Annotated in this window: 22 protein-coding genes; 6 read left to right on the plus strand and 16 right to left on the minus strand. The window is 59.8% G+C overall.

Going from position 1 to position 22,843, the window contains the following annotated elements; all coding sequences use genetic code 11:
* Position 1: 1 nt before the first annotated feature.
* Positions 2-235 carry a BolA family transcriptional regulator gene (locus tag ABOK31_RS07875; RefSeq protein WP_004108912.1) on the plus strand — a complete coding sequence of 78 codons (234 nt, stop codon included), beginning with the start codon at positions 2-4 and terminating at the stop codon, positions 233-235.
* Here ABOK31_RS07875 and ABOK31_RS07880 read toward each other — a convergent pair.
* Both ABOK31_RS07880 and ABOK31_RS07885 read right to left on the minus strand, forming a co-directional pair.
* Entirely contained in the window at positions 221-1,420 is a 1,200-nt protein-coding gene (locus ABOK31_RS07880) for a hypothetical protein (protein WP_349958384.1), read from the minus strand. The genes ABOK31_RS07875 and ABOK31_RS07880 overlap by 15 nt on opposite strands.
* 222 nt (positions 1,421-1,642) lie before the next feature.
* A complete protein-coding gene (locus tag ABOK31_RS07885) occupies positions 1,643-1,945 on the minus strand; it encodes a hypothetical protein (protein ID WP_174177433.1) in 303 nt (100 codons plus the stop codon).
* 384 nt (positions 1,946-2,329) lie between these two features.
* Here ABOK31_RS07885 and grxD point away from each other — a divergent pair, with 384 nt between their 5' ends.
* The 3 genes from grxD (at position 2,330) to ABOK31_RS07900 (ending at position 5,348) form a co-directional block, all read left to right on the plus strand.
* On the plus strand, positions 2,330-2,665 hold the full coding sequence (gene grxD, locus ABOK31_RS07890; protein ID WP_174177431.1) for a Grx4 family monothiol glutaredoxin: 336 nt from the start codon (positions 2,330-2,332) through the stop codon (positions 2,663-2,665).
* 141 nt (positions 2,666-2,806) lie between these two features.
* A complete protein-coding gene (locus ABOK31_RS07895) occupies positions 2,807-4,039 on the plus strand; it encodes a multidrug effflux MFS transporter (protein WP_349958900.1) in 1,233 nt (410 codons plus the stop codon).
* A 13-nt stretch (positions 4,040-4,052) separates the two neighbouring features.
* The gene (locus ABOK31_RS07900) at positions 4,053-5,348 is read left to right on the plus strand and encodes a multidrug effflux MFS transporter (RefSeq protein WP_349958386.1); all 1,296 of its coding nucleotides are present in this window, start codon (positions 4,053-4,055) and stop codon (positions 5,346-5,348) included.
* A gap of 116 nt (positions 5,349-5,464) precedes the next feature.
* Here the strand turns inward: ABOK31_RS07900 and ABOK31_RS07905 are convergent, their stop codons facing one another.
* The 12 genes from ABOK31_RS07905 to ABOK31_RS07960 form a co-directional block, all read right to left on the minus strand.
* On the minus strand, positions 5,465-6,403 hold the full coding sequence (locus ABOK31_RS07905) for an adenylate/guanylate cyclase domain-containing protein (RefSeq protein WP_174177427.1): 939 nt from the start codon (positions 6,401-6,403) through the stop codon (positions 5,465-5,467).
* 115 nt (positions 6,404-6,518) lie between these two features.
* On the minus strand, positions 6,519-7,343 hold the full coding sequence (locus ABOK31_RS07910) for an inositol monophosphatase family protein (protein ID WP_349958387.1): 825 nt from the start codon (positions 7,341-7,343) through the stop codon (positions 6,519-6,521).
* 16 nt (positions 7,344-7,359) lie between these two features.
* Positions 7,360-8,187 carry an inositol monophosphatase family protein gene (locus tag ABOK31_RS07915; protein ID WP_349958389.1) on the minus strand — a complete coding sequence of 276 codons (828 nt, stop codon included), beginning with the start codon at positions 8,185-8,187 and terminating at the stop codon, positions 7,360-7,362.
* A 73-nt stretch (positions 8,188-8,260) separates the two neighbouring features.
* On the minus strand, positions 8,261-9,148 hold the full coding sequence (gene ttcA / locus ABOK31_RS07920) for a tRNA 2-thiocytidine(32) synthetase TtcA (RefSeq protein WP_349958390.1): 888 nt from the start codon (positions 9,146-9,148) through the stop codon (positions 8,261-8,263).
* Between the two features lie 61 nt (positions 9,149-9,209).
* On the minus strand, positions 9,210-10,139 hold the full coding sequence (locus ABOK31_RS07925) for a glutaminase (RefSeq protein WP_174177419.1): 930 nt from the start codon (positions 10,137-10,139) through the stop codon (positions 9,210-9,212).
* Between the two features lie 71 nt (positions 10,140-10,210).
* A complete protein-coding gene (rpsD, locus tag ABOK31_RS07930; RefSeq protein WP_075850646.1) occupies positions 10,211-10,828 on the minus strand; it encodes a 30S ribosomal protein S4 in 618 nt (205 codons plus the stop codon).
* A gap of 232 nt (positions 10,829-11,060) precedes the next feature.
* Entirely contained in the window at positions 11,061-12,578 is a 1,518-nt protein-coding gene (locus tag ABOK31_RS07935) for an ATP-binding protein (protein ID WP_174177417.1), read from the minus strand.
* A 130-nt stretch (positions 12,579-12,708) separates the two neighbouring features.
* Positions 12,709-13,854 carry an alpha-hydroxy acid oxidase gene (locus tag ABOK31_RS07940; RefSeq protein ID WP_349958392.1) on the minus strand — a complete coding sequence of 382 codons (1,146 nt, stop codon included), beginning with the start codon at positions 13,852-13,854 and terminating at the stop codon, positions 12,709-12,711.
* Positions 13,855-13,952: 98 nt separating this feature from the next.
* Entirely contained in the window at positions 13,953-14,417 is a 465-nt protein-coding gene (locus ABOK31_RS07945) for a GNAT family N-acetyltransferase (RefSeq protein WP_349958393.1), read from the minus strand.
* A 3-nt stretch (positions 14,418-14,420) separates the two neighbouring features.
* Positions 14,421-15,221, minus strand: coding sequence for a glutamate racemase (murI, locus tag ABOK31_RS07950; RefSeq protein ID WP_349958394.1), 801 nt, complete (start codon positions 15,219-15,221; stop codon positions 14,421-14,423).
* On the minus strand, positions 15,205-16,044 hold the full coding sequence (locus ABOK31_RS07955; RefSeq protein ID WP_349958395.1) for an RNA methyltransferase: 840 nt from the start codon (positions 16,042-16,044) through the stop codon (positions 15,205-15,207). Before ABOK31_RS07955 ends, murI begins: the two co-directional genes overlap by 17 nt.
* 225 nt (positions 16,045-16,269) lie before the next feature.
* The gene (locus tag ABOK31_RS07960; protein WP_349958397.1) at positions 16,270-16,872 is read right to left on the minus strand and encodes a hypothetical protein; all 603 of its coding nucleotides are present in this window, start codon (positions 16,870-16,872) and stop codon (positions 16,270-16,272) included.
* A gap of 231 nt (positions 16,873-17,103) precedes the next feature.
* On the opposite strand from ABOK31_RS07960, the gene ABOK31_RS07965 reads away from it, so the two are divergent.
* Both ABOK31_RS07965 and ABOK31_RS07970 read left to right on the plus strand, forming a co-directional pair.
* On the plus strand, positions 17,104-18,318 hold the full coding sequence (locus ABOK31_RS07965; protein ID WP_296440816.1) for an NADP-dependent isocitrate dehydrogenase: 1,215 nt from the start codon (positions 17,104-17,106) through the stop codon (positions 18,316-18,318).
* A gap of 119 nt (positions 18,319-18,437) precedes the next feature.
* Positions 18,438-19,064, plus strand: coding sequence for a glutathione S-transferase family protein (locus ABOK31_RS07970; protein ID WP_174177404.1), 627 nt, complete (start codon positions 18,438-18,440; stop codon positions 19,062-19,064).
* Positions 19,065-19,110: 46 nt separating this feature from the next.
* On the opposite strand, the gene ABOK31_RS07975 is transcribed toward ABOK31_RS07970, so the two are convergent.
* The gene (locus ABOK31_RS07975) at positions 19,111-19,962 is read right to left on the minus strand and encodes an AraC family transcriptional regulator (RefSeq protein ID WP_349958399.1); all 852 of its coding nucleotides are present in this window, start codon (positions 19,960-19,962) and stop codon (positions 19,111-19,113) included.
* 137 nt (positions 19,963-20,099) lie between these two features.
* Positions 20,100-22,760 carry an alanine--tRNA ligase gene (alaS, locus tag ABOK31_RS07980; RefSeq protein WP_349958400.1) on the minus strand — a complete coding sequence of 887 codons (2,661 nt, stop codon included), beginning with the start codon at positions 22,758-22,760 and terminating at the stop codon, positions 20,100-20,102.
* Positions 22,761-22,843 lie beyond the last annotated feature (83 nt).

Raw genomic sequence — 22,843 nt, forward strand, 5'->3', positions numbered from 1 at the left:
CATGCCCATGAACCCCGGCGATATCGAAGACATGATCAAGGCCGGCATTCCCGGCGCCAAGGTGACGATTCGCGACCTGGCCGGGGATGGCGATCACTATGCCGCCGAAGTTGTCGCGGAGGCCTTCCGCGGCAAGAGCCGCGTGCAGCAGCACCAGATGGTCTATGATGCCCTGAAGGGCAATATGGGCGGCGTGCTGCACGCCCTGGCGCTACAGACGTCAGCGCCCGACTGAGAGCGCCTGCGCGTCTTCGCCGGAGTTGAAGCTTAGCTCCGGCATTCTCTTCGGTGAGAATTCAGCGAAATCCGAGGCCGGCAGCGGACCGGCCGTCATCAGCGTGAAATCGAAGAATGCCCTTACATCGGGGCCGAGCACATATTGCCGGTGAACCCGCAGGAAATCGCGCTTGATCTTCTTGTAATGCTTTTCCGAGAGCATCTGCTTGAAGCGCACGAAGAGGATGGAAGCCTGCCGGGCATCCTCATGTCCGCAAACGGCGGCGACCTTTGTCTTGTAAAAATGGATCGCATCGGTCAGACAGTGCACGTCGAGCCAGAAGATGTCCTTGCAGCGTGCGATCAACCCCACGCGTGAGCGCAGCACCTTTGCCGGTCGCATGAGAGCGCATTGCAGGATGGCACTGCCAAGCGTCGTAAACACCACGCGTTTGCCCTGCAGCAGTTCCGGCTCGCGCTCGAGCAACAGGCCGACCACATGAGCTGCCACAGATGAGCCCATGCTGTGCGAGGAGACGACGAATTCTTCGACGTCAGGCTCATCCAAGGCGTGCCGGACACTGACGGCGCTCGCCTCCAGCCACTGTTCGGCGCCTATTCCATTCAGACCCGCCATCGCCACAGCCATCTCCCAGTCGGAGAAAAGATGCAGAGTATGCAGCTTCTCGGCCTGCGGCAGGAAGACATAGACGAAGAAGGCGACCGCGAGCGCGATACTGCCAATATGGCTCCACGCCGGCAATCCGAAGAGGATTGGCGTAAACGCGATCGACAGGCTGAGAACCAGCCCCGCAAGCATCAGCAGAAAGGGAAAGATAAAGAAGAAGCCGAAGCGCCACGCATGACGGAAATAGCCGGTCATGCCGCCCGAAATGGCAACTCTTGCGGCAGCAAGATAGCCCTGCAGGAGCCGAGTGAAGAATGGCCTGCCGTTCAGGACGGCAACCAGATCGTTATGATCGACGATATGAATGCGGCTTTGGGTATGCCAGTCCGCAGTTGTCGCCGTGACATCGAAATACGGTGCCCGGCCAAAATTCTTCAATTCCCCCACCGAGGTGGAAAAATCCCAGGCGGCGGCACTCTGCCGGGCTGAACGCTCGTAACGAGCCCGATGTGCGGCAGCATCCAGCGGCTCGAAGCCAGGGAAGTGGAGAACCACCCTCTTCTTGATAGGATTCATATTGTAGTCTGTCCCCGGGGCGCCAGCAGCACTGATGAAATCTGGAAATTGCCAAGATCATAACCTGCTGGCTTTTTCATGGCAGCTTGCAACAAATCATCCAAAAAACAAAAAGATAGGATCAAACGTTTACAATCATGTGAGCCTACGCAACGGAAGCGCAACCGTCCTCAGCCGGCCTGTTCGCCGTGCCAAGGAGTAAAACTCCAAAATTCCGACATATCAGCATTCCCGGCCCGGATATGGAGAGATATCGGCACAGGAGTCTACCGGTGGCGCCGTCATGATTTTCTCCGCAACCGGCGGCGTGGTCGATTGCGGCGTCGGCGCGGTCGAGGCCCGGTAACCGAAAGCGATGCTCAGAATAAGCACTATGGCACTTACGGTCACAGTGCTGTTCAGAATCGATGCTCGTGGTGCGCGCACATGCTCGTAATATTCCCGCTCGCCTTCACTCGTATCTTCTGAGCTATAAAATTCCCGCTCTTCACCAACCTGCCCGTCTGAATAGTGATGGTGGCTCATGGAGTCCGCTCCCTCAAAAATGCGAATGCAATGCTCACAAGGGGCCGATACACGCCAGATCGCATCAATCGGCAGACTTTAACAAACATACCGATGGTTTGTAAATTAGGTAGCATACTAATATTAATCGTCCCTTGATTTTAATTTGATGTGTGTTGTTCAGGCTTGGAGTTGAAGAGGCGATTCCAAAACGCACTGTTCAGAAAAGATATCCAATCAACACTTTCCAGACGCTCTTCTTAACGACTGGTGCCGAAAATCCATTCATGCGATGAAAAAGACGGCACCTACGTTTTGCGGCTGGAAATCAAGCCGGGTGCTTGCTATTTAAGGATCATATGTAACGCTGCGGACCTTGACCCCGCATGTGAAAGGAACTGGACAATGAGCGGCATTCAGGAATTCATCGCCAACGAAGTTAAGAACAACGACGTCGTTCTCTTCATGAAAGGCACGCCCCAGTTCCCGCAGTGTGGTTTCTCCGGCCAGGTGGTCCAGATTCTCGACTACGTCGGTGTCGATTATAAGGGCATCAACGTCCTTGCCGACGCCGAAATCCGTCAGGGCATCAAGGACTATTCCAACTGGCCGACCATTCCGCAGCTTTACGTGAAGGGCGAATTCATCGGCGGCTGCGACATCGTTCGTGAAATGTTTCAAGCTGGCGAGTTGCAGCAACACCTTCAGGAACACGGCATCAGCGTTCGCGGCGCCGCCTGACCGGGCACCGGGCTCCCCCGTCCGGTTTCCATAGTTCAATTTGATCGATAAGGCGCTGCCGGCGGGCGGCGCCCTTGACATGTTTATGGGAATAAAACCGTGACGACTTCATCCCAGGCCATGTCCCATGGGCAATTGCCCATGGGCAAACGTGAGTTCATCGCACTCGCGGCCTTCCTCATGGCGATTAATTCGCTCGCCATCGACATCATGCTTCCCGCGCTGCAGCAGATCGGCTCCAGCCTCGGCGTGATGAACGAGAATCACCGGCAATATGTGGTGACGGCCTATCTGATCGGCTTCGGCTCGGCACAACTCATCTACGGCCCTCTGTCGGATCGTTTCGGCCGCCGCAAGCCGCTCCTGGTCGGCATCATCATCTACGTGATTTCGGCATTCGGCATTGCCCTCATTCCGTCCTTTGCCGGTTTGCTGGCGCTCCGTTTTATTCAGGGCCTCGGCTCGGCGGCAACCCGCGTCATCACCGTCTCGATCGTCCGTGACGTCTTCGGCGGCCGCCTGATGGCTGAAGTGATGTCGCTCATCATGATGGTCTTCATGATCGTTCCGGTCATCGCGCCGGGAAGCGGCCAGATCATCATGCTCGTCAGCACCTGGCACATGATTTTCGTCTTCATCGGCACCATGGCGACGCTCGTCGGCGCCTGGATGTATTTCCGGCTGCCGGAGACGCTGAAGCCTGAAAATGTCCGTCCCCTCACCGTCAGATCGGTTGCCTCCGGCTTCAAGATCGTTCTGACGGACCGGGTAGCGCTTTGTTATACCTTGGCGAGCACGTTCCTGTTCGGCGCGTTGTTCGGCTTCATCAATTCCGCCCAGCAGATCTACAACAATATCTACGGCCTCGGCGTCTACACGCCGTTGGCGTTCGGCGGCGTCGCGGCGTTCATGGCCCTGTCGTCCTTCGTCAACTCTCAGTTCGTCGGTCGGTTCGGCATGCGTCGGCTGTCGCACACGGCCCTGCTCGGCTTTGTCGCCATCACCTTCTGTTGGCTGCTGGTGCAGCTCTACGGGCCTGCGCCGATGCCATTCCCGCTGTTCATGGTCTTTTTCGCATTGGCCATGTTCCAGTTCGGCTGGATCGGCTCCAACTTCAACTCTCTGGCAATGGAGCCGCTCGGCCACGTCGCCGGCACGGCATCCTCCGTACTCGGCTTCATGAGCACGGTTGGCGGCGCGTCGATCGGCGCCTGCATCGGGCAGTTCTATAACGGCACGGCAACGCCGATGGTCATCGGCTATTTCACCGTTTCCCTCATTGGCGTCGTCTTCGTGCTGATTGCTGAGAAGGGAAAGCTGTTCCGCCCGCACAATGCGCCGCCGCCAGCCGACCAGTCTCTCGCTTTACATTGACAGGCATATTCGCATGACAACCCCGCCTCAATCCCAGCAGCCGGCCCAGCAGCCGGCGCAATCCGGTTCCAGCCGCATCGGCCTCGGCATCGTGGAATTCATCCTCACGATCGCCCTGATGACGGCCAGCATCTCCATGGGCATCGACAGCATGCTGCCGGCGCTGCCGAATATCGGTCAGTCGCTGCATGTCGCCAACCCGAACGACACCCAGCTCGTCATCGGCGTCTATTTCCTCGGCTTCGGCATCTGCCAGCTTTTCTTCGGCAGCCTGTCGGATACCTATGGCCGGCGATACATCCTGCTCGGCGGTCTGGCCTTCTATACGGTGACCCTGTTTGCCGCGGCTTGGAGCGGCAGCCTGTTTGCCCTGCTGGCGATGCGTTTTGCGCAGGGCGTCGGCGCCGCGGCCGTGCGCATCACCACGCTCGCCATCGTCCGGGATTGCTTCGGCGGCCGCGAAATGGCGCGCGTCATGTCCTATGTGATGATCGTTTTCATGATCATGCCGATGGTCGCCCCCTTCGTCGGCCAGATGATCGTCGCCTATTCGAACTGGCAGTGGATTTTCATCCTGCTCGGCATCGTCAGCGCCGGCCTCTTCCTGGTCGCCTTCTTCCGCATGAAGGAGACGCTGCCCGTTGAAGAGCGCCTGCCGCTCTCGGTCGCGTCGGTTCTTTCCGGCTTCAAGACGGTGCTGACCAACCGCATCACCTGCGGCTACATGATCGGCCTGACACTCTACACCGGCGTCATCTGCGCTTATATCGTCTCTGTGCAGCAGGTTTTCGGTGAAGTCTACGGGCTTGGAGACACGTTCCCGATCGCCTTTGCGGCAACCGCAGCCGGCACGGCCGTCGCACAGTTTGCCAATGGCTATTTCGTCCGCAGCTTCGGCATGCGCCGCATTTCCCACGCTGCCATGATCGTCTTCACCGTCCTCGGCGCTATCGGCTACATCGTTGGCATGTTCGGTCAGCCGAGCTTCACCTTCATCTACATACTGATCTCGGTGATGTTGATGATGTTTGCTGTTATCACCACCAACTGCATGGCCATCAGCCTGGAGCCGATGGGCCATCTGGCAGGAACGGCGGCCGCAATCACCAGCTCGGTGTCCACCACGGTCGGCGTTCTCCTCGGCGGCGTCGTCGGTCAGATGTTCGATGGCACGGCACAGCCGTTGCTCGCCGGTTTCACGGTATTCGGTGCGTTGTCGATCGTTGCAACGCTGTGGGCGGAACGCGGCAAGCTCTTCACCCATCCCGGCGATACGCCGGCACTGGAGCCGGGCATGGGGCACGTCTAGAGCAATTCCAGCAAAAGTGCGAAGCGGTTTGTGTCCGGAATTGCGTGAAAACAAAGAGATAGAGCATTTCCGTCACTCCGTTTAAAAACGGAAATGCTTTAACATGTCTCACTTCGTTATGCGTCGCTGCGCGGGCGGCTGACCCAGCGCAGCGCCGCAGCGATCGCAAGACCGAATAGCGGCCACATAGCCCATGGCGTTCCATGCCAGGTGAACAGATTGATCATCACGATGCCGATACCTGTGATGACAAGGCTCGCAATAGCCATATCGATCTGCCTGTTGCTGCGAACATAACGGAATGCAGCAGCCCACAGAATGGCAAGTATGGGCCATTTCGCCCAGAGATCGCCATGCCAGGTCAGCCCGTTGAGCGCGGCGAGACCGACGCAGACGATAAGCACCCCACCGTAACTGCGCCGCCAATCCAGGGGCATCGCCGCTTCTCGAGCCGCAGCGGGTTCGGGGGCCTCGGGCGCCCGCGAGGGAGGTGGAGCCGAACGATAGTCTGACGTGGTATCGACAACCTGCACGCCGCCGATCCGCACCGCATAGCTCGGCACACCGCCCTCGATGTTCTTGACATCGAGCTGGCCAAGGAAATCGAAGCCGACCGCAACCTTGTTGCGGACCTGATCGTAGACCGTGTTGGAAATGACGATACCGCCGGGAACTGCCCGAGACTGCAGCCGGGCCGCAATATTGACGCCATCGCCATAGAGATCGTCGCCATCGGCGATCACGTCGCCGAGATTGAGCCCGATACGGAACAGCATCTGCTTGTCGGGATCGCTTACGGCATTGTAGCCGGCAAGCTCATTCTGCGTGTCAATCGCTGCGCGCACCGCCTCGACGACGCTGGGAAACTCGGCAAAGACGCCATCGCCCCAGGTATTGATGACACGGCCGCCGTGCGCTTCGATCAGCCGTTTCATCGCATCGCGGTAACGACGAAGGGTCGAAAGCGTCCCCTCCTCGTCCTTGCCCATAAGGCGCGTGTAGTCCTGCACATCGGCGCAGAAGATGGTGGTCAGCTTGCGGCTCGTCTCGGACATCTGTCTCATCCTCGCGGCAAGCGCCGACCAAGGCTCTTGCCTGTTGGAGCAAAGATAGCCCTCCAGCCGTTACTTTCCAAGGGGTCAAGCCGGCAATCGTAGCGCGCTGCTCACCTCAAAGGGTGAAGACCTCGCGCCGCAGCAATTCCCAGGTATCCTTGTCCGCGGCGATCAGCAGCCCGCCATCGAGATGATGCGGCAGATAGGCTGAACCGTCAAAGCGGCGGACATAGGCGCCGGCTTCGGCTGATATCAGCGACCCCGCCAGATGATCCCAAGGCATCAGCTTGTTGTACATGAGATAGTGCACATAGCCGCCCGCAAGCGTGCGGTATTCATGCGCAGCGCAGCGATAGCAGGTCGTGTAGCGCACCTTGGCGAGATTACCCATGATTTCGGCGCGCTTTTCCTTGGGCAGGAAGCCCGTCGCTGCCATGCCGACCAACTCTTCCAGCGGAACCGACTGGGACACTTTGAGACGCAGCGTCTCGCCATCCGGCCGCCGCAACCAGGCACCGCTGCCGCGTTCCGCCAGCACCCAATCGTCGCCCATCGGATCGAAGATGATGCCGGCAACGGTTTCTCCCTTCGAGACGACCGAAGCCATGACGCCGAACGCCGGAATGCCAGCGGCAAAGTTGAAGGTGCCATCGACCGGATCGACGATGATGGCGAGATCGGCATCCGCGAGCTTGGTCAATAGCGACGGGTCGGCCGCAACCGATTCCTCGCCGACGAACAAAGCTTCCGGCCAGAGCCGCGCAACCTCGGCCTTTATCATATGCTCGGCACGCTCGTCGGCTTCCGTCACCAGATCCGTCGCCTCGCTCTTGGCGCGGATATCGTCGCTGCCCAGCCTGCGAAAACGCGGCAGGATCTCCGTCTGTGCCGCGCGGCGCAGCACATGAGCAAGCGTGGTAACGTCAACGAGCGATGTCATGCTTTTTCCTTTCGCGTCAGGCGCCGATGATCTCGCGACGGATCATCCGCCAGCTTTCCTCATCCGGCGCAGAAATAATGCCGCCCGTCGTCTCGCCGGGTCGGTAGGGCGTGCCATCGAATTTGGCGGTATAACCACCTGCTTCCTGATGCGCCAGCACGCCTGCGAGATGATCCCACGGCATCAGCTTTGAATGGCCGATGAAGTGCCACTTGCCTGAAGCCACCATCCAATATTCGTAAGCCGAGCAATTCACTGAGAAAACCATCCGGGTCTTGGACAGGTTGCCGCAGATGCGCGACCGATCCGGTTCGTCCATATGACCCCAGGATATCGCGCCCGTCATCGCGCTCAAGGGCGCGGGTGCGGCAACGGTAAGCCGCCTCGCCTGTCCGGTTTGCCGGCGCAAAAACGCGCCGCCACCCTTAACGGCGGTCAGGGTGTCGCCAAGCACCGGATCATGGATGATGCTGGCGATCGTCTCGCCATTGGCGATGACAGCGACTATCGTCCCGAAGACCGGCAGTCCGGCAGCGAAATTGAACGTGCCGTCTACCGGGTCGATGGTGAAAGCCAGCTCGGCATGCGCCAGCGCCGGCACGACGGACTTGTCAGCCTCATAGGCTTCTTCGCCGACGATGACGGCCTTCGGAAAACGCGTCTTCAGCGCCGCGGTGATGTGACGCTCAGCCAGAAGATCGGCCTCGGTCACGAGGTCGATAGCCGAGGTCTTTTCCGATACGTCGCCATCCTCCAGATTGCGGAAGCGCGGCATGATTTCCGTTGCCGCCGCTTCGGCAACGATCGTCATCACATAGTCGAAATCCGTATCGGAGAAGGTCATCGGAAGCCTCTGTTTTGAAAGGGCTTCCTCTTATGCCCGATTCGATGACATCGGTGTGGCAAAAGGGCTAAACTTACTCTCGCTCGCCAGAAGATCCCTGTGTCATCAACCCAGCGAAATCGAAGAGCTTCGGGTCGAGCAGATGCGACGGGTTCACATGCGCCAAAGCACGCAGCATCGTGTCCTTGCGGCCTGGCATGCGGCGCTCGATATCGGCGAGCATGTCCTTCATCGCATTGCGCTGCAGGCCATCCTGCGAGCCGCAGAGATCACAGGGAATGATTGGAAACTGCATCGCCGTCGCAAACTTGGCGAGATCGTCCTCGGCCGCATAGGCAAGCGGACGCAGCAGCATCAGGTCGCCCTCGTCATTGAGCAGCTTCGCGGGCATGGAGGCCAGCCGGCCGCCATGGAAGAAGTTCATGAAGAAGGTTTCGAGAATATCCTCGCGATGATGGCCGAGCACCAGCGCATCGCAACCTTCCTCGCGGGCAATGCGATAGAGATTGCCGCGGCGAAGGCGCGAACAGAGCGAGCAATAGGTCGCACCCTCTGGCACCTTATCCTTCACGATCGAATAGGTGTCGCGATATTCGATGCGATGGGTAACGCCGATCTTCGTCAGATAATCCGGCAGAACATGCTTCGGAAAATTCGGCTGGCCCTGGTCGAGATTGCAGGCGATCAATTCCACAGGCAGCAGACCGCGCCATTTCAGATCAAGCAGCAGCGCCAGCAGACCGTAGGAATCCTTGCCGCCGGAAAGGCCGATCAACCAGCGCTTCTGGCCCTTCAGCATCTGGAAATCGTCCATAGCCTGGCGCACCTGCCGTAACAGACGCTTGCGCAGCTTGTTGAAGGAGACGGATCGCGGCGCATCGGTAAACATCGGATGCGCGGCAGAGCCGCCATCTTCAGCCTCGATATCGATTTCGTCTTTCACCGTGGTCGCGATATTCATTCCGTCATTCCTTGCATCTCGCCACGCTGATAGCAGAAAGCGGGACGAGAAGACATGGGTATCAATCGCCGAATACGGACCAGCCCGTGCGGGCCGCCAGCATCTCCAGCGCCACGGCACCGAGCTGGGAATTGCCAACCTTGTTCAGGCCCGGCGACCAGGCCGCAATCGAGCCGATGCCCGGCGCCACAGCCAGAATGCCGCCGCCAACGCCGCTCTTGCCCGGCAGGCCGACGTGATAGGCAAAATCGCCAGACCCATCGTAGTGGCCGCAGGTCAGCATCAGCGCATTGATGCGTCGCGCCCGCTTCGGCGAAACGACCGAGTGACCGGTGATCGGATTACTGCCGCGTGCAGCGAGATAGAGCCCCGCCTTGGCAAGCTGCTGGCAGCTCATCGCAAGCGCGCATTGATGGAAATAGACGCCGAGCACATGCTCGACCGGATGGTGGATATTGCCATAGGCGCGCATGAAATTGGCGAGCGCGAAATTGCGGTAGCCCGTCTGCGTCTCGGAACGCGCCACCTTGTCATCGATGCTGATCGTCTCGTCGTCGGCCACATAGCGCACGAAGCGCAAAAGCTCGCCGATCGCCTCGCGCGGCTCGTGCCCCGCCAGCACGACGTCACTGATCGCGATAGCGCCCGCATTGATGAAAGGGTTGCGCGGGATGCCTTCCTCTCGCTCGAGCTGAACGATGGAATTGAAAGACGTGCCCGATGGTTCGCGCCCCACGCGCTTCCAGAGGCTTTCCCCGACCTTGCCGAGCGCAAGCGTCAGCATGAAGACCTTTGAGATGCTCTGGATGGAGAAGGGTACGCCGGCATCGCCGATGCTGTAGACATCGCCGTCAACGGTGGCGATCGCCATGCCGAATTGCTTCGGATCGACCTTCGCCAGCTCCGGAATATAATCGGCAACCTTACCCTCGCCGATGCGCGGCGAAAGCTCCGCATGAATGCCGTCGAGAATAGCCTGCAAATCCGTCATGAGGCGCTCCAAAGACAAAAAAGCCGCTCGAACCGAGCGGCTTTTCATTCATCAAGAAAGTTATCCGCTTATTAACGCGAATAGAATTCGACGACCAGATGCGGTTCCATGACGACGGCGTAAGGCACGTCGGCAAGAGCCGGGATGCGGGCGAAGGTCGCAACCATCTTGTTGTGGTCGGCTTCGATGTAGTCCGGAACGTCACGCTCAGCGAGAGAAACGGCTTCCAGAACCGTTACGAGCTGCTTGGACTTTTCGCGAACTTCGATAACGTCGCCAGCCTTGCAGCGGTACGAACCGACGTTGACGCGAACGCCGTTGACCGTGACGTGGCCATGGTTGACGAACTGACGGGCAGCGAAGACGGTCGGAACGAACTTGGCGCGGTAGACGATCGCGTCGAGGCGCGATTCGAGCAGGCCGATCAGGTTTTCCGAGGTGTCGCCCTTGCGACGGTCAGCTTCAGCGAAGATGGCGCGGAACTGCTTCTCGCGCAGGTCGCCGTAGTAGCCCTTCAGCTTCTGCTTGGCGCGCAGCTGCACGCCGAAGTCGGAGAGCTTGCCCTTGCGGCGCTGGCCGTGCTGGCCCGGGCCGTATTCGCGACGGTTAACCGGGGACTTCGGACGGCCCCAGATGTTTTCGCCCATACGGCGGTCAATTTTATACTTGGACGATTCGCGCTTGCTCATCGCATTTCCTTTCAAACGTTGCCGCGGCCCGTTGCCGAACCGCGAAGGAAACACGCCCTCCTCTGAACTCCGTTTTCGAGCTCTGACAGGCTTCTCACATTAGCGAACGGAGAAAGCCACGGGACATGTCAAATGAAACACCGGACATTTCTGCCCGGCGTTGGGGCGGTCTCTAAGGGGTCGTCATGAAAATGTCAACAGCGCCAGACGCTCTTCAGCGACAATACGGCCGCTATTCCGCCGCCGCCTGCTCGCCACCATCCAGATCAGGCGCATTAGCATCGCCAGGCGCGGTCTGAGAACCCATATCCGGGAAGGCAACGATACGCTTGCCCGAAAAATCCGTGTGAACGACGACGCTGCCCTGCTCCTCGAAATAGCTGAGCAGACGGCGAGCGCGCCGCGCTGAATGCGTGCCATAAGCGCGGGCGATACGCGCGTCGGACGGGCACGGCTCACCGCTGATGGCGGCCTTCGCCAGCATCAGGAAGACGCCCTGGAGGTCATCGGTGACGCTGGAGGACAGCGAGAGCGCCGTCGCCCACTGGTCAGTCGCCATGACGTCCTCGTCTGCACCGGAGCGGGCAATCGCCACGCGCCGACGGAACTCCGACAGGCTCATCGGCGTACCGGGAACCCGGCGCATACGCAAACGAACGAGAAACTCCTGATAGAGCACCGAATCCGTACGGAATCCGGAAGCGGGGTCGTCGAGGATTTCGGAGAGCACAGCACCCACCCTCGCCTCGCGATCCTCGCTCGATAGTTCCGACTGGTTGACCTTCGGTTCTGTCGGCGCCGGGCTTGCGGCTGGCACGGAACGGGAAAGCTCCGCCAGAATATCGGTCGTGGGACGCGGCGCTGGCGCCGTACGGCGCACAATGGCTTTGGAAAACTCCTCCGGGTCCGGCGTGAAGATCAGATCCTCGACATCCTGCGGCGCATCCGGCAACGGCATCAGCTTCGGGCTGGAGGAACGCGCCGATGTTTCCACCGTGCCGATGGTGATCGGCAACGGCCGGCGCGAGAGTGCCGGCCCCAGTGCGACGAAATTGCCGCGCTTCAGGTCACGGAACATTTCCGCCTGCCTGCGATCCATGCCGAGAAGATCGGCGGCGCGGGCCATGTCGATATCGAGGAAGGTGCGGCCCATCAGGAAATTGGAGGCCTCCGCGGCAACGTTCTTGGCGAGCTTCGCCAGTCGCTGTGTGGCGATGACGCCGGCAAGACCGCGCTTTCGGCCACGGCACATCAGATTGGTCATGGCGCCCAGCGACATCTTGCGCGCATCTTCCGAAACGTCGCCGCCGACCGAAGGCGCAAACATCTGCGCCTCGTCGACAACGACAAGCACCGGATACCAGAATTCACGATCGGCATCGAACATACCATTGAGGAAGGCGGCGGCAGCGCGCATCTGCTGCTCGATGTCGAGCCCCTCCAGCGTCAGCACGCAGGAAACCCGATGCTGACGGATGCGGTTGGCAATGCCGGCAAGCTCGGCTTCCGTGCGCTCGCCATCGACGACGACATGACCGAATTTGTCGGCCAGCGTAACGAAATCGCCTTCGGGATCGATGATAACCTGCTGCACCCATTGCGCCGACTGTTCGAGCAGACGTCGCAGGAGATGCGATTTTCCGGAACCGGAATTGCCCTGCACCAGGAGACGCGTCGCCAGCAGCTCCTCGATATCGAGCTGGGCGCTGGTCCCGCCGGACGCCGTTCCCATGTCGATGCCGACCTGCAATGCACTTCCCCTATGAGCGAGAATCAAACGTGGATACGCCCCATCTTTCTGAAAGGACGCGCCTCCGTCTAGCAAAGATTTCCAAGCTTCGCGCCCGTGGATTGAAAAAACCCACAGGCGATTGCAGATGTCAGCGGAAGCGCAGGTTTGCGCGCGAAAGCTCACTGACCGAGGTGCAGCCCATCAGCTTCATGTCGCGCTCGACTTCGGTGCGCAGATGCCTGAGCGCCCGCTCCACGCCCGCCTGACCGGCAGCGGCCAGCGGATAGAGATAAAAGCGGCCGAGACCGACCGCCTTGGCGCCGAGCGACAGGGCCTTCAACACATGTGTGCCGCGCTGGACGCCCCCATCCATCATCACGTCGATGCGATGACCGACGGCGTCGACGATCTCCGCCAATTGATCGAACGCAGAGCGCGAGCCGTCCAGCTGCCGGCCGCCGTGGTTCGACAGCACGATGCCGGTGCATCCGATATCGACGGCACGCTTGGCGTCTTCGACCGACATGATGCCCTTCAGGCAGAACTGCCCGTTCCAATGCTTCACCATTTCGGCGACGTCGTTCCAGTTCATCGACGGGTCGAGCATCTCGGTGAAATACTTGCCGATCGACATCGCGCCACCGCTCATGTCCACATGCTCGTCGAGCTGCGGCAGGCGGAACTTCTCATGCGTCACGTAATTCAGCGCCCAGGCCGGCTTGATGGCAAATTGGGTAAGGCCCGCCAGATTGAGCTTGAAGGGGATGGAAAATCCGGTGCGTAGATCGCGCTCGCGATTGCCGCCGGTGATGCTGTCAACCGTCAGCATCATGACGTTGACGCCGGCTTCTTTCGCACGCTCCATCATCGCTCGGTTCAGGCCGCGATCCCTGTGGAAATAAAACTGGTAAACTTGCGGCCCCGCGTGCTTCTTGCGGATTTCCTCGATACTGACGGTGCCGAGCGAGGAGACGCCGAACATCGTGCCGAGCGAAGAGGCCGCGGCGGCAACCGCATTCTCGCCCTGATGATGGAACAGCCGCTGCAAGGCCGTCGGCGAGCAATAGAACGGCGTCGCGAGCTTTTGTCCCATGACGGTGACAGACATGTCGATCTCGCTGACCCCACGCAGAACATTGGGAACGAGATCGCAGCTTTTGAAGCTCGATGTGTTTCGCCGCAGCGTCACCTCGTCGTCGGCCGCGCCGTCGATATAGTTGAAGATCGGGCCGGGAAGACGCTTTTTCGCGAGAAGGCGAAAATCATGGAAGTTGTGGCACTCACGCAAACGCATGGCTGACCTCGGCATTCTCAAAAGACATCAACTATCGAACTCCCAATAAGCAGCCATCCAGCCCGGCTATCCAATTCGGCCATGCAACTCGGCTTGAGTTAAAGCCGGTGCAAGCGTGCTTCCCATTTGTAAAGCACATCCGGCTCCTTCTCCTCATTGCCTGCCCCGTCCGACTCGTCAACCACGAAGAAGCCGTGCTTTTCGTAAAAGCGGCGCGCCGGCTCATTTCTCTGAAATGACCAGAGTGAGAGCACCGGATAGGTCGATTTGGCAATATCGAGCAGGCGGCTGCCGATACCGCGCTTCTGCGCCTCGGGCAGGACGTAAAGCTGGTCGATCCAATCCTCAAGAAAGGCGATGACACCGACGAGACGCCCGCCCTCTTCCGCACCCCAGATCTGGCAATCCTTGAAAACGACAGCGGTCCAGAAACCAACGTCTTCTTCCGGAGTGTGGATCCCGGCCAGCGTCGGCAACCTCTCATTGAACGAGGCGCGGTGAACGGCCGCAGCCGCCGGCATGTCCGCGAGATCGAGTTTACGCAACGAAATCTTGTCAGTCATTCATCAAGCCCTGAGCCCAAAACCCTGCATTAGCCGCCGGGTGGGGAAATCCGGCGCACCGGAGGTAAAAACAGCGAAGTCGAAATCGTCGGGATGGACAGCATCGGCCACCTGCGGCACCAGGCTACGGGCACGCCGTGCAATCGCTTCGGCCGGATCGAGCCAATCGACCGGCCAGGGCGCCAGCCTGCGGAAGATATTGGCCATGAAGGGATAATGCGTGCAGGCCAGTACGACGATATCGGTCTTGCGGCCATCCATCTCGACAAAGCACTGGTCGATCTCCGTCATGACAGCCTCGTCCGCTACGGCGTCACCGCGAATATAGGCCTCAGCGAGACGCGCAAGGTTCTGCGATCCGACAAGCCGGACATGGCATTGCGTGGCGAAGGACTGGATCAGATCGCGCGTATAGGCGCGCTTGACCGTGCCCGGCGTTGCCAGCACCGAAACAAGGCCTGAGCGCGTCCGCTCTGCCGCCGGCTTGATTGCCGGCACCGTGCCGACGAATGTCACCTGGGGGAAAGCAGCGCGCAGAGCGGCGCCGGCCAGCGTGAAAGCCGTGTTGCACGCGATGACGCAGACTTCCGGATCGTATTGCGCAAGCAGCTTCGCGAAGAGATCGACGATGCGCTCCTTCAGCGCCGCCTCTTCCCAACTGCCATAGGGAAAACCGGCATCGTCGGCGATATAGATGAAACCGCGCTCCGGCATCAGCACGCGCGCTTCGCGCAGTACGGTCAAACCGCCGATCCCTGAATCGAAAACAAGGACCGGTTTCAGCTCATTAGCCGTTGCTGTCATCGCTTGTGGTTTCCTTGGGTGCTTTAGCGGACCTGGGATGCGAACCGCTGCCGCGCGGGGATTTCCGCGTGAAACGGTCGAGAGACGAGATCACTCCGCGCAAGACGCTGATTTCCTGCTCGGTGAATGCCCGGCGCGAGAGGACGGCCCGGAGATTGTCGACCATTTTCGGCTTTTTCCCGGCAGGATGGAAATAATTGCGCGCATCCAGCGCCTCTTCGAGCTGATCGAACAGGCCGAAAAGCTGATCCTTCGTCGATGGCCGCTGTTCAAGCGCCTGGAAAGGCACATCGCCCAGATCCTCCATGCCCGATTTCATCCACTCATAGGACATCAACAGCACGGCCTGGGCGATGTTCAGCGAGGCGAAAGCAGGATTGACGGGAAAGGTGACGATCTCGTCGGCCAGCGCGACTTCCTCATTCGTCAGACCCCAGCGCTCGCGCCCGAAGAGAATGCCGGTGCCCTCACCTGCCTTGAACTTTGCGCGAAGGGTCTCCGCCGCAACGACAGGCGAACGCACCGGCTTATAGCCATCCCGCTCGCGCGCGGTCGTCGCATAGACGAAATTGAGATCAGCGATCGCCTGTTCCAGCGTTTCATAGACCTTCGTCGCCTCGATGATGTGATCCGCCTTCGAGGCCGTCGCTTGCGCCCTTTCGTTCGGCCAGCCGTCGCGCGGATTGACCAGACGCAATTCGACAAGACCGAAATTCGCCATGGCGCGCGCGACCATGCCGATATTCTCGCCCATCTGCGGTTCGACCAGAATAATAGCCGGTCCTTCGGCCAGAAGTGGACGTTCGCTGTTCGTGCCTGCCATGATGCTTAAATCTCCGCGCGCGAGCCCGATCGCGCCAATTCGAGCACGATGCCGAAAAGTGTCAGCCGTTTTCGGACGACTTCATGCTCCATTTCCCTGTTTCCGGAGCCGGATGATTTCAGGACAAACAGACCTGAAATCATCCGGCTCCGGGGTGGCAATAGCGAGACACCGGCCGATCGGCAAGGTTTTTGCGCACGAACTGTGGAACGAGCCGGGTCGGATTTATTGCGGACTGGCCGGCTTCTGCTGATCCGACGGCTGCTGCGTCTGGTCTGCCGGTTGCTGCTGCTGTTTGACGAGATCCTGCATGACGTTCTTGAGCGAGCTCGGATTACCGTTGTCATCGTTCGTGATGATATCGTCGACGACGGGCTTTCCGCCTTCTTCAATGACTTCGAAACGCACCGTCGTCGTCTTCTGATAGTCTGCATCCGAGCCCATGCAGGTGGATTTCTTGAAGGTCGCCAGCACCTCGGTCACATTGTTCTTCGGCGGCTGTGCGGCAATCTTCACCTCCTCCAGCGGACACGCATCCTGCGCATTGACGATGACGTCATAGTCGAAAGGCGAGATACCGTCCTCGTCGGCAGCAGGAAACTGCGCGGCCGCCTGATATTTCGCCCCGAAATCCTTGCTGTAGATATCCTTCAGCTTGCTCTCGTCGAAGATATCCTGCCAGTCGCTGTCGCCGCCCGCCCAGTTCGAGACGGTTGCATCCATGATGGCCTTGACCGGCGTCGTCGCGTCGGCTGCGAACGCCATATGCGCGCCAAGCGAAAACTGAAAAAGCGTAAGGGCAAAAGCGGAGGCAGCAAATTTATGCATGACGTGATTCCATGACACGGGGGGCAACAGGCAAAACCTGCGCGACATTAGACCCATGGACCGCTTTGGCAATGGCCCGATCGCAAAAAGCAGGTGATGTCACGAATGATCAAAAACGCGACGCCGGAGGCTCTATCGGCTTTGCGTTCCGCACTTGCGGTGCTATAGCCCACGGGACTTTACATTACCCACAGGACCATCCGGTCCCATTAGCTTAAACGAGGCAGAAGTATGAAGAAGATCAAGGTCGCAAATCCCGTTGCCGATCTCGATGGCGATGAAATGACTCGCATCATCTGGCAGTTTATCAAAGACAAACTGATCTACCCCTACCTCGACATCGATATCGACTACTACGACCTCTCGGTCGAAAACCGCGACGCAACAAACGACCAGGTGACCGTCGACGCCGCCAACGCCATCAAGAAGCATGGCGTCGGCATCAAGTGCGCGACGATCACGCCGGATGAAGATCGCGTCAAGGAATTCAACCTGAAGCAGATGTGGAAGAGCCCGAACGGCACGATCCGCAACATCCTCGGCGGCGTCATCTTCCGCGAGCCGATCATCTGCAAGAACGTTCCGCGCCTGGTTCCCGGCTGGACCAAGCCGATCGTCGTCGGCCGTCATGCCTTCGGCGACCAATATCGCGCCACCGACTTCAAGTTCCCAGGCAAGGGCAAGCTGACCATCAAGTTCGTTGGCGAAGACGGCACGGTCATTGAAAAAGACGTCTTCGACGCTCCGGGCGCCGGCGTTGCCATGGCCATGTACAACCTCGACGAGTCGATCCGCGAATTCGCCCGCGCTTCGATGATGTACGGCCTGATGCGCAAGTGGCCGGTCTACCTCTCCACAAAGAACACCATCCTCAAGGCCTATGACGGTCGCTTCAAGGACATCTTCGAAGAAGTCTACCAGAACGAGTTCAAGGCTCAGTTCGACGAAGCCGGCATCACCTACGAGCACCGCCTGATCGACGACATGGTCGCCTCCGCCCTCAAATGGTCCGGCGGCTATGTCTGGGCCTGCAAGAACTACGACGGCGACGTCCAGTCCGACACGGTTGCGCAGGGCTTCGGCTCGCTCGGCCTGATGACCTCGGTTCTGCTCACGCCGGACGGCAAGACGGTCGAAGCCGAAGCCGCACACGGCACGGTGACCCGCCATTACCGCCAGCACCAGAAGGGTCAGGAAACCTCGACGAACTCGATCGCCTCAATCTTCGCCTGGACCCGTGGCCTTGCCCATCGCGCCAAGCTCGACGACAATGCCGAACTCGCAAAGTTCGCTTCCACGCTCGAAAAGGTCTGCGTCGATACCGTCGAAGCCGGCTACATGACCAAGGATCTGGCACTGCTGATCGGCCCCGATCAGCCGTGGCTCTCGACCACCGCTTTCCTTGACAAGATCGACGAAAATCTCAAGAAGGCCATGGCTGCCTAAGCCTTGCTGCCATCTAGACATGCGAAAACCCGGCCTCAGCGCCGGGTTTTCTTTTGCCCCGAATCTTGCCGCCGAGGCTAACCAGTGGCAAAAATGCGCGCAACAAAAGGGAGAGGCAGATGGCTGAAGAACTCGTTTTCTATACCAATCCGATGTCGCGCGGACGCATTGCCCGCTGGATGCTCGAGGAGACCGGCCAGCCCTACCGCACCGAGTATCTCGACTACGGCACGACGATGAAGGCGCCGGAATATCTTGCGGTCAACCCCATGGGCAAGGTGCCGGCCATCAAGCATGGCGATACAGTCGTCACCGAAGGTGCCGCCATCTGCGCCTATCTGGCTGAAACCTTCCCGCAGGCGGGGCTCGCCCCGACAGCTGCCGAGCGCGGCCGTTATTTCCGCTGGATGTTCTTTGCAGCGGGACCGTTCGAGATGGCGATCACCAATCGCGCCCTCGGCTTCGAAGTTCCGCCGGAGCGCTTGCGCATGGCCGGCTGCGGCAGCTTCGCGAATGTGCTTGATGCCATGGAGCACGCCGTCACGACCTCGCCTTTCATCGCCGGCGATCGCTTTACCGCAGCCGACGTCTATGTCGGCTCGCATGTCGGCTACGGTCTTAATTTCGGAACGATCGAAAAGCGGCCGGCCTTCATCGACTATTGGAGCCGGGTCAGCGACCGCGACGCCTATCGCCGCGGCAACGAGATCGACAATGCCGCCATGCCGAAGCCGGCTAATACCTGACAATACAAGGCATTAGGAGGAAACCCTCGACAAGGATCATATGCCGCTATTGCAGCGGCATATAGATATCAGTCAAAAGCTCCGTCGGCGGTACGTCGCGCGGATTGTTGATATATTCCTCGAACATGACGGTATCGCGCAGTTGCCGACCGGAAGCCGGCAGCCACTGCGCGTAGAGCCATTGATAAGCCCTATGCATGTTTGCATAGGGACCCTTATGGCGCAGCACGGCATATTCGCCGCCCTCAAGCAAGCGCCGCTCCAGCGGCGCATCGGCAGCGACGGTCTCGCCAGCGGTGACGCAGGCATAGGAGCGCAGCTTGTCCGCTTCCACGACATCGGGGTCGTCGAGATAGACGCCGATCATGCGCATATCGGGGCCCGCAAGGCCGCGGGCGAAGATGGTACCGAAGAGTGTTTCGAAAGCCTGGCCGATCTGCATATAGGAGCCACGATGGGCGACACCGATCAGTGACATTGGGGAGATGGTGCGAAGCGTAACGTCGAACATAACCGTGATCCTTCCTTGGGTGTTTGGTTCGAAGATCGTGTGGCTTCCCTCATTTCGATATCGCGCCGGCGGCATGCCGTAGACGGATCTGAAGATGCGGTTGAACGACTGGAGGTTGGGATAGCCCGACCGCTTTGCAATGTCGCTGACGGATAGACGGGTGTTAACGAGATCACCGGCGGCACGATGCAGCCGCAGCCGCTTGACCGTTGCCGCCGCCGTCTCGCCATAGATCGCCCGATAGATCCTGTGCCAGTGATAGCTGGACATGCAGGCAATTTCGGCGAGCTTTTCCATATCGAGTTCGTCGTCCAGATGCTCATGGATATAGGCCGAAACCCGCCGCAACCGGGTCTCGTAAAGCGCCCACGCCGTTCCACCACTCATGTCAAACCCCTTGCAAATCGATCGGCCCGACAAGACCATAACCCGATTTGACAAATCCTGCGGAGTTGTCCGGACAAAAGAAAATGGCGGATACCGAAGCATCCGCCATTCTTGATTACCAATCGGAAATCAGCGTCTTAGCCGGCAAGCGCCGCAGCAATGGCCTCAATCGCTTCATCGGCCTTGGCGCCATCCGGGCCGCCGGCCTGCGCCATGTCGGGACGGCCGCCGCCGCCCTTGCCGCCGAGCGCAGCCGAAGCGACACGCACAAGATCGACGGCGCTAAAGCGACCGACCAGATCTTCGGTAACAGCAACGACGGCGCTTGCCTTGCCATCGTCCGAGACGCCGATCAGCGTCACGACGCCGGAGCCGAGGCTTGCCTTGGCTTCATCAGCCAAACCCTTGAGATCCTTGGGATCGACGCCGGAAACCGGCTTGCCGAGGAACTTGACGCCATTGACCTCACGGACCGCATCGGCCGAGCCGCCCTGGCCGCCGCCCATGGCAAGCTTGCGCTTGGCTTCCGCCAATTCGCGCTCCAGCTTGCGGCGTTCGTCCATCAGCGCTTCAACGCGCGAGACGACATCGGCTGCCTGGACCTTCAGCGTCGAAGCGAGGCTCTTCACACGGTCGTCCTGTTCGGCAAGATAATCACGCGCGGATTCACCGGTCACAGCTTCGATGCGGCGCACGCCGGCACCGACGGCGCTTTCGCCAAGAATACGCACGAGGCCGATCTGGCCAGTAGCGGAGACATGCGTGCCGCCGCAAAGCTCGACCGAATAGGGCTTGCCAGATTTGGCACCACGCACACCCTGCCCCATCGACACAACGCGGACTTCATCGCCATACTTCTCGCCGAACAGCGCCATCGCGCCTTCCGCGATCGCATCATCGACGCTCATCAGGCGGGTCGTGACCGGAGAATTCTGCAGAACGATCTCGTTCGCCATCTCTTCGACGACCTTCAGCTCCTCGGCCGACATCGGCTTCGGATGGGAAACGTCGAAACGCAGCCGCTCGGGCGCAACCAGCGAGCCCTTCTGAGCCACATGGGTGCCGAGCACTTCGCGGAGAGCTTCGTGCAGCAGGTGGGTGGCAGAGTGATTGGCACGCAGGCGCGAGCGTCTGTTGTGATCGACGGTCAGCACGACGGCGTCGCCAACTGTGATCTTGCCTTCCGACACTTCCGAGCTGTGAACGAAAAGGCCCTCGCCCTTCTTCTGCGTATCGCTAACGGCGAGCTTGCCGTGATCGCTTGATATCACGCCGGTATCGCCCATCTGGCCACCGGATTCGCCGTAAAACGGCGTCTGATTGACGATGATCTGCACCTTGTCGCCGGCAGCGGCGCTGTCGACGGCCATACCGTCCTTGACAATCGCCTGAATGACGCCTTCAGCGGTTTCCGTGTCGTAGCCGAGGAACTCGGTCGCACCGTTCTTTTCCTTGAGCTCGAACCAGATGGTCTCGGTTGCCTTGTCGCCGGAACCGGTCCAATGCGAGCGCGCCTCGGCCTTCTGCCGCTCCATGGCATCCGTGAAACTGGAAATATCGACGCCGATGCCGCGAGCGCGCAGCGCGTCCTGCGTCAGATCGAGCGGGAAACCATAGGTGTCGTAGAGCTTGAAGGCGGTTTCGCCGTCGAGGCTGTCGCCCTTGTGCAAGTCAGAAGTGGCGTCGTTGAGCAGCGACAGGCCGCGTTCCAGCGTCTTGCGGAAACGGGTCTCCTCGAGCTTCAGCGTCTCGGAGGTCAGCGCCTCGGCACGCACCAGCTCCGGATAGGCACGGCCCATCTGCTGGATCAGCGCCGGCAGCAGCTTCCACATCAGCGGCTCCTTGGCGCCGAGCAACTGCGCGTGGCGCATGGCACGGCGCATGATACGGCGAAGCACATAGCCACGGCCTTCGTTCGACGGCAGCACGCCATCGGCGATCAGGAAGGCGGACGAGCGCAGATGATCGGCGATGACGCGATGGCTGGCGCGATGCTCGCCTTCGGCCTTGACGCCCGTCGCCTCTTCCGAAGCTTCGATCAGGGCGCGGAACAGGTCGATATCGTAATTGTCGTGCTTGCCCTGCAGCACGGCGGCAACGCGCTCGAGACCCATGCCGGTGTCGATCGACGGACGCGGCAGGTCGACACGCTGCTCCTTGGTGATCTGCTCGAACTGCATGAAGACGAGGTTCCAGATCTCGATGAAGCGATCGCCGTCCTCTTCCGGAGAGCCGGGAGGGCCGCCCCAGATGTGATCGCCATGATCGTAGAAGATTTCCGAACAGGGACCGCAGGGGCCGGTATCGCCCATCGCCCAGAAATTGTCGCTGGTGGCGATGCGGATGATCCGGTCGTCGGAAAGGCCGGCGATCTTCTTCCACAGGTTAAAGGCGTCGTCGTCGGTGTGATAGACCGTGACCAGCAGGCGCTTGGCGTCGAGGCCGAATTCCTTGGTGATCAGGTTCCAGGCAAGCTCGATGGCGCGCTCCTTGAAGTAATCACCAAAGGAGAAGTTGCCGAGCATCTCGAAGAAGGTGTGATGGCGCGCGGTATAGCCAACATTGTCGAGGTCGTTATGCTTGCCGCCGGCGCGCACGCATTTCTGCGCGGTCGAAGCCGTCGTATAGGGACGCTGCTCCAGGCCGGTGAAGACGTTCTTGAATTGCACCATGCCGGCATTGGTAAACATCAATGTCGGATCGTTGCGCGGCACCAGCGGGCTCGACGGCACGATCTCGTGGCCGTTTTTCTTAAAATAGTCGAGGAAGGTCGACCGGATTTCATTCACACCGCTCATGGGGGGCCCTTCAGTACTGCCGTCAACAACTTGCGTCAAAGTCAGTGGCTTTTATCGTTCGCTCCGGGCGCTGTCCAGCCGCA

The organism is Rhizobium sp. ZPR4 (assembly GCF_040215725.1).
GTDB classification, from domain to species: Bacteria; Pseudomonadota; Alphaproteobacteria; order Rhizobiales; family Rhizobiaceae; genus Rhizobium; species Rhizobium rhizogenes_D.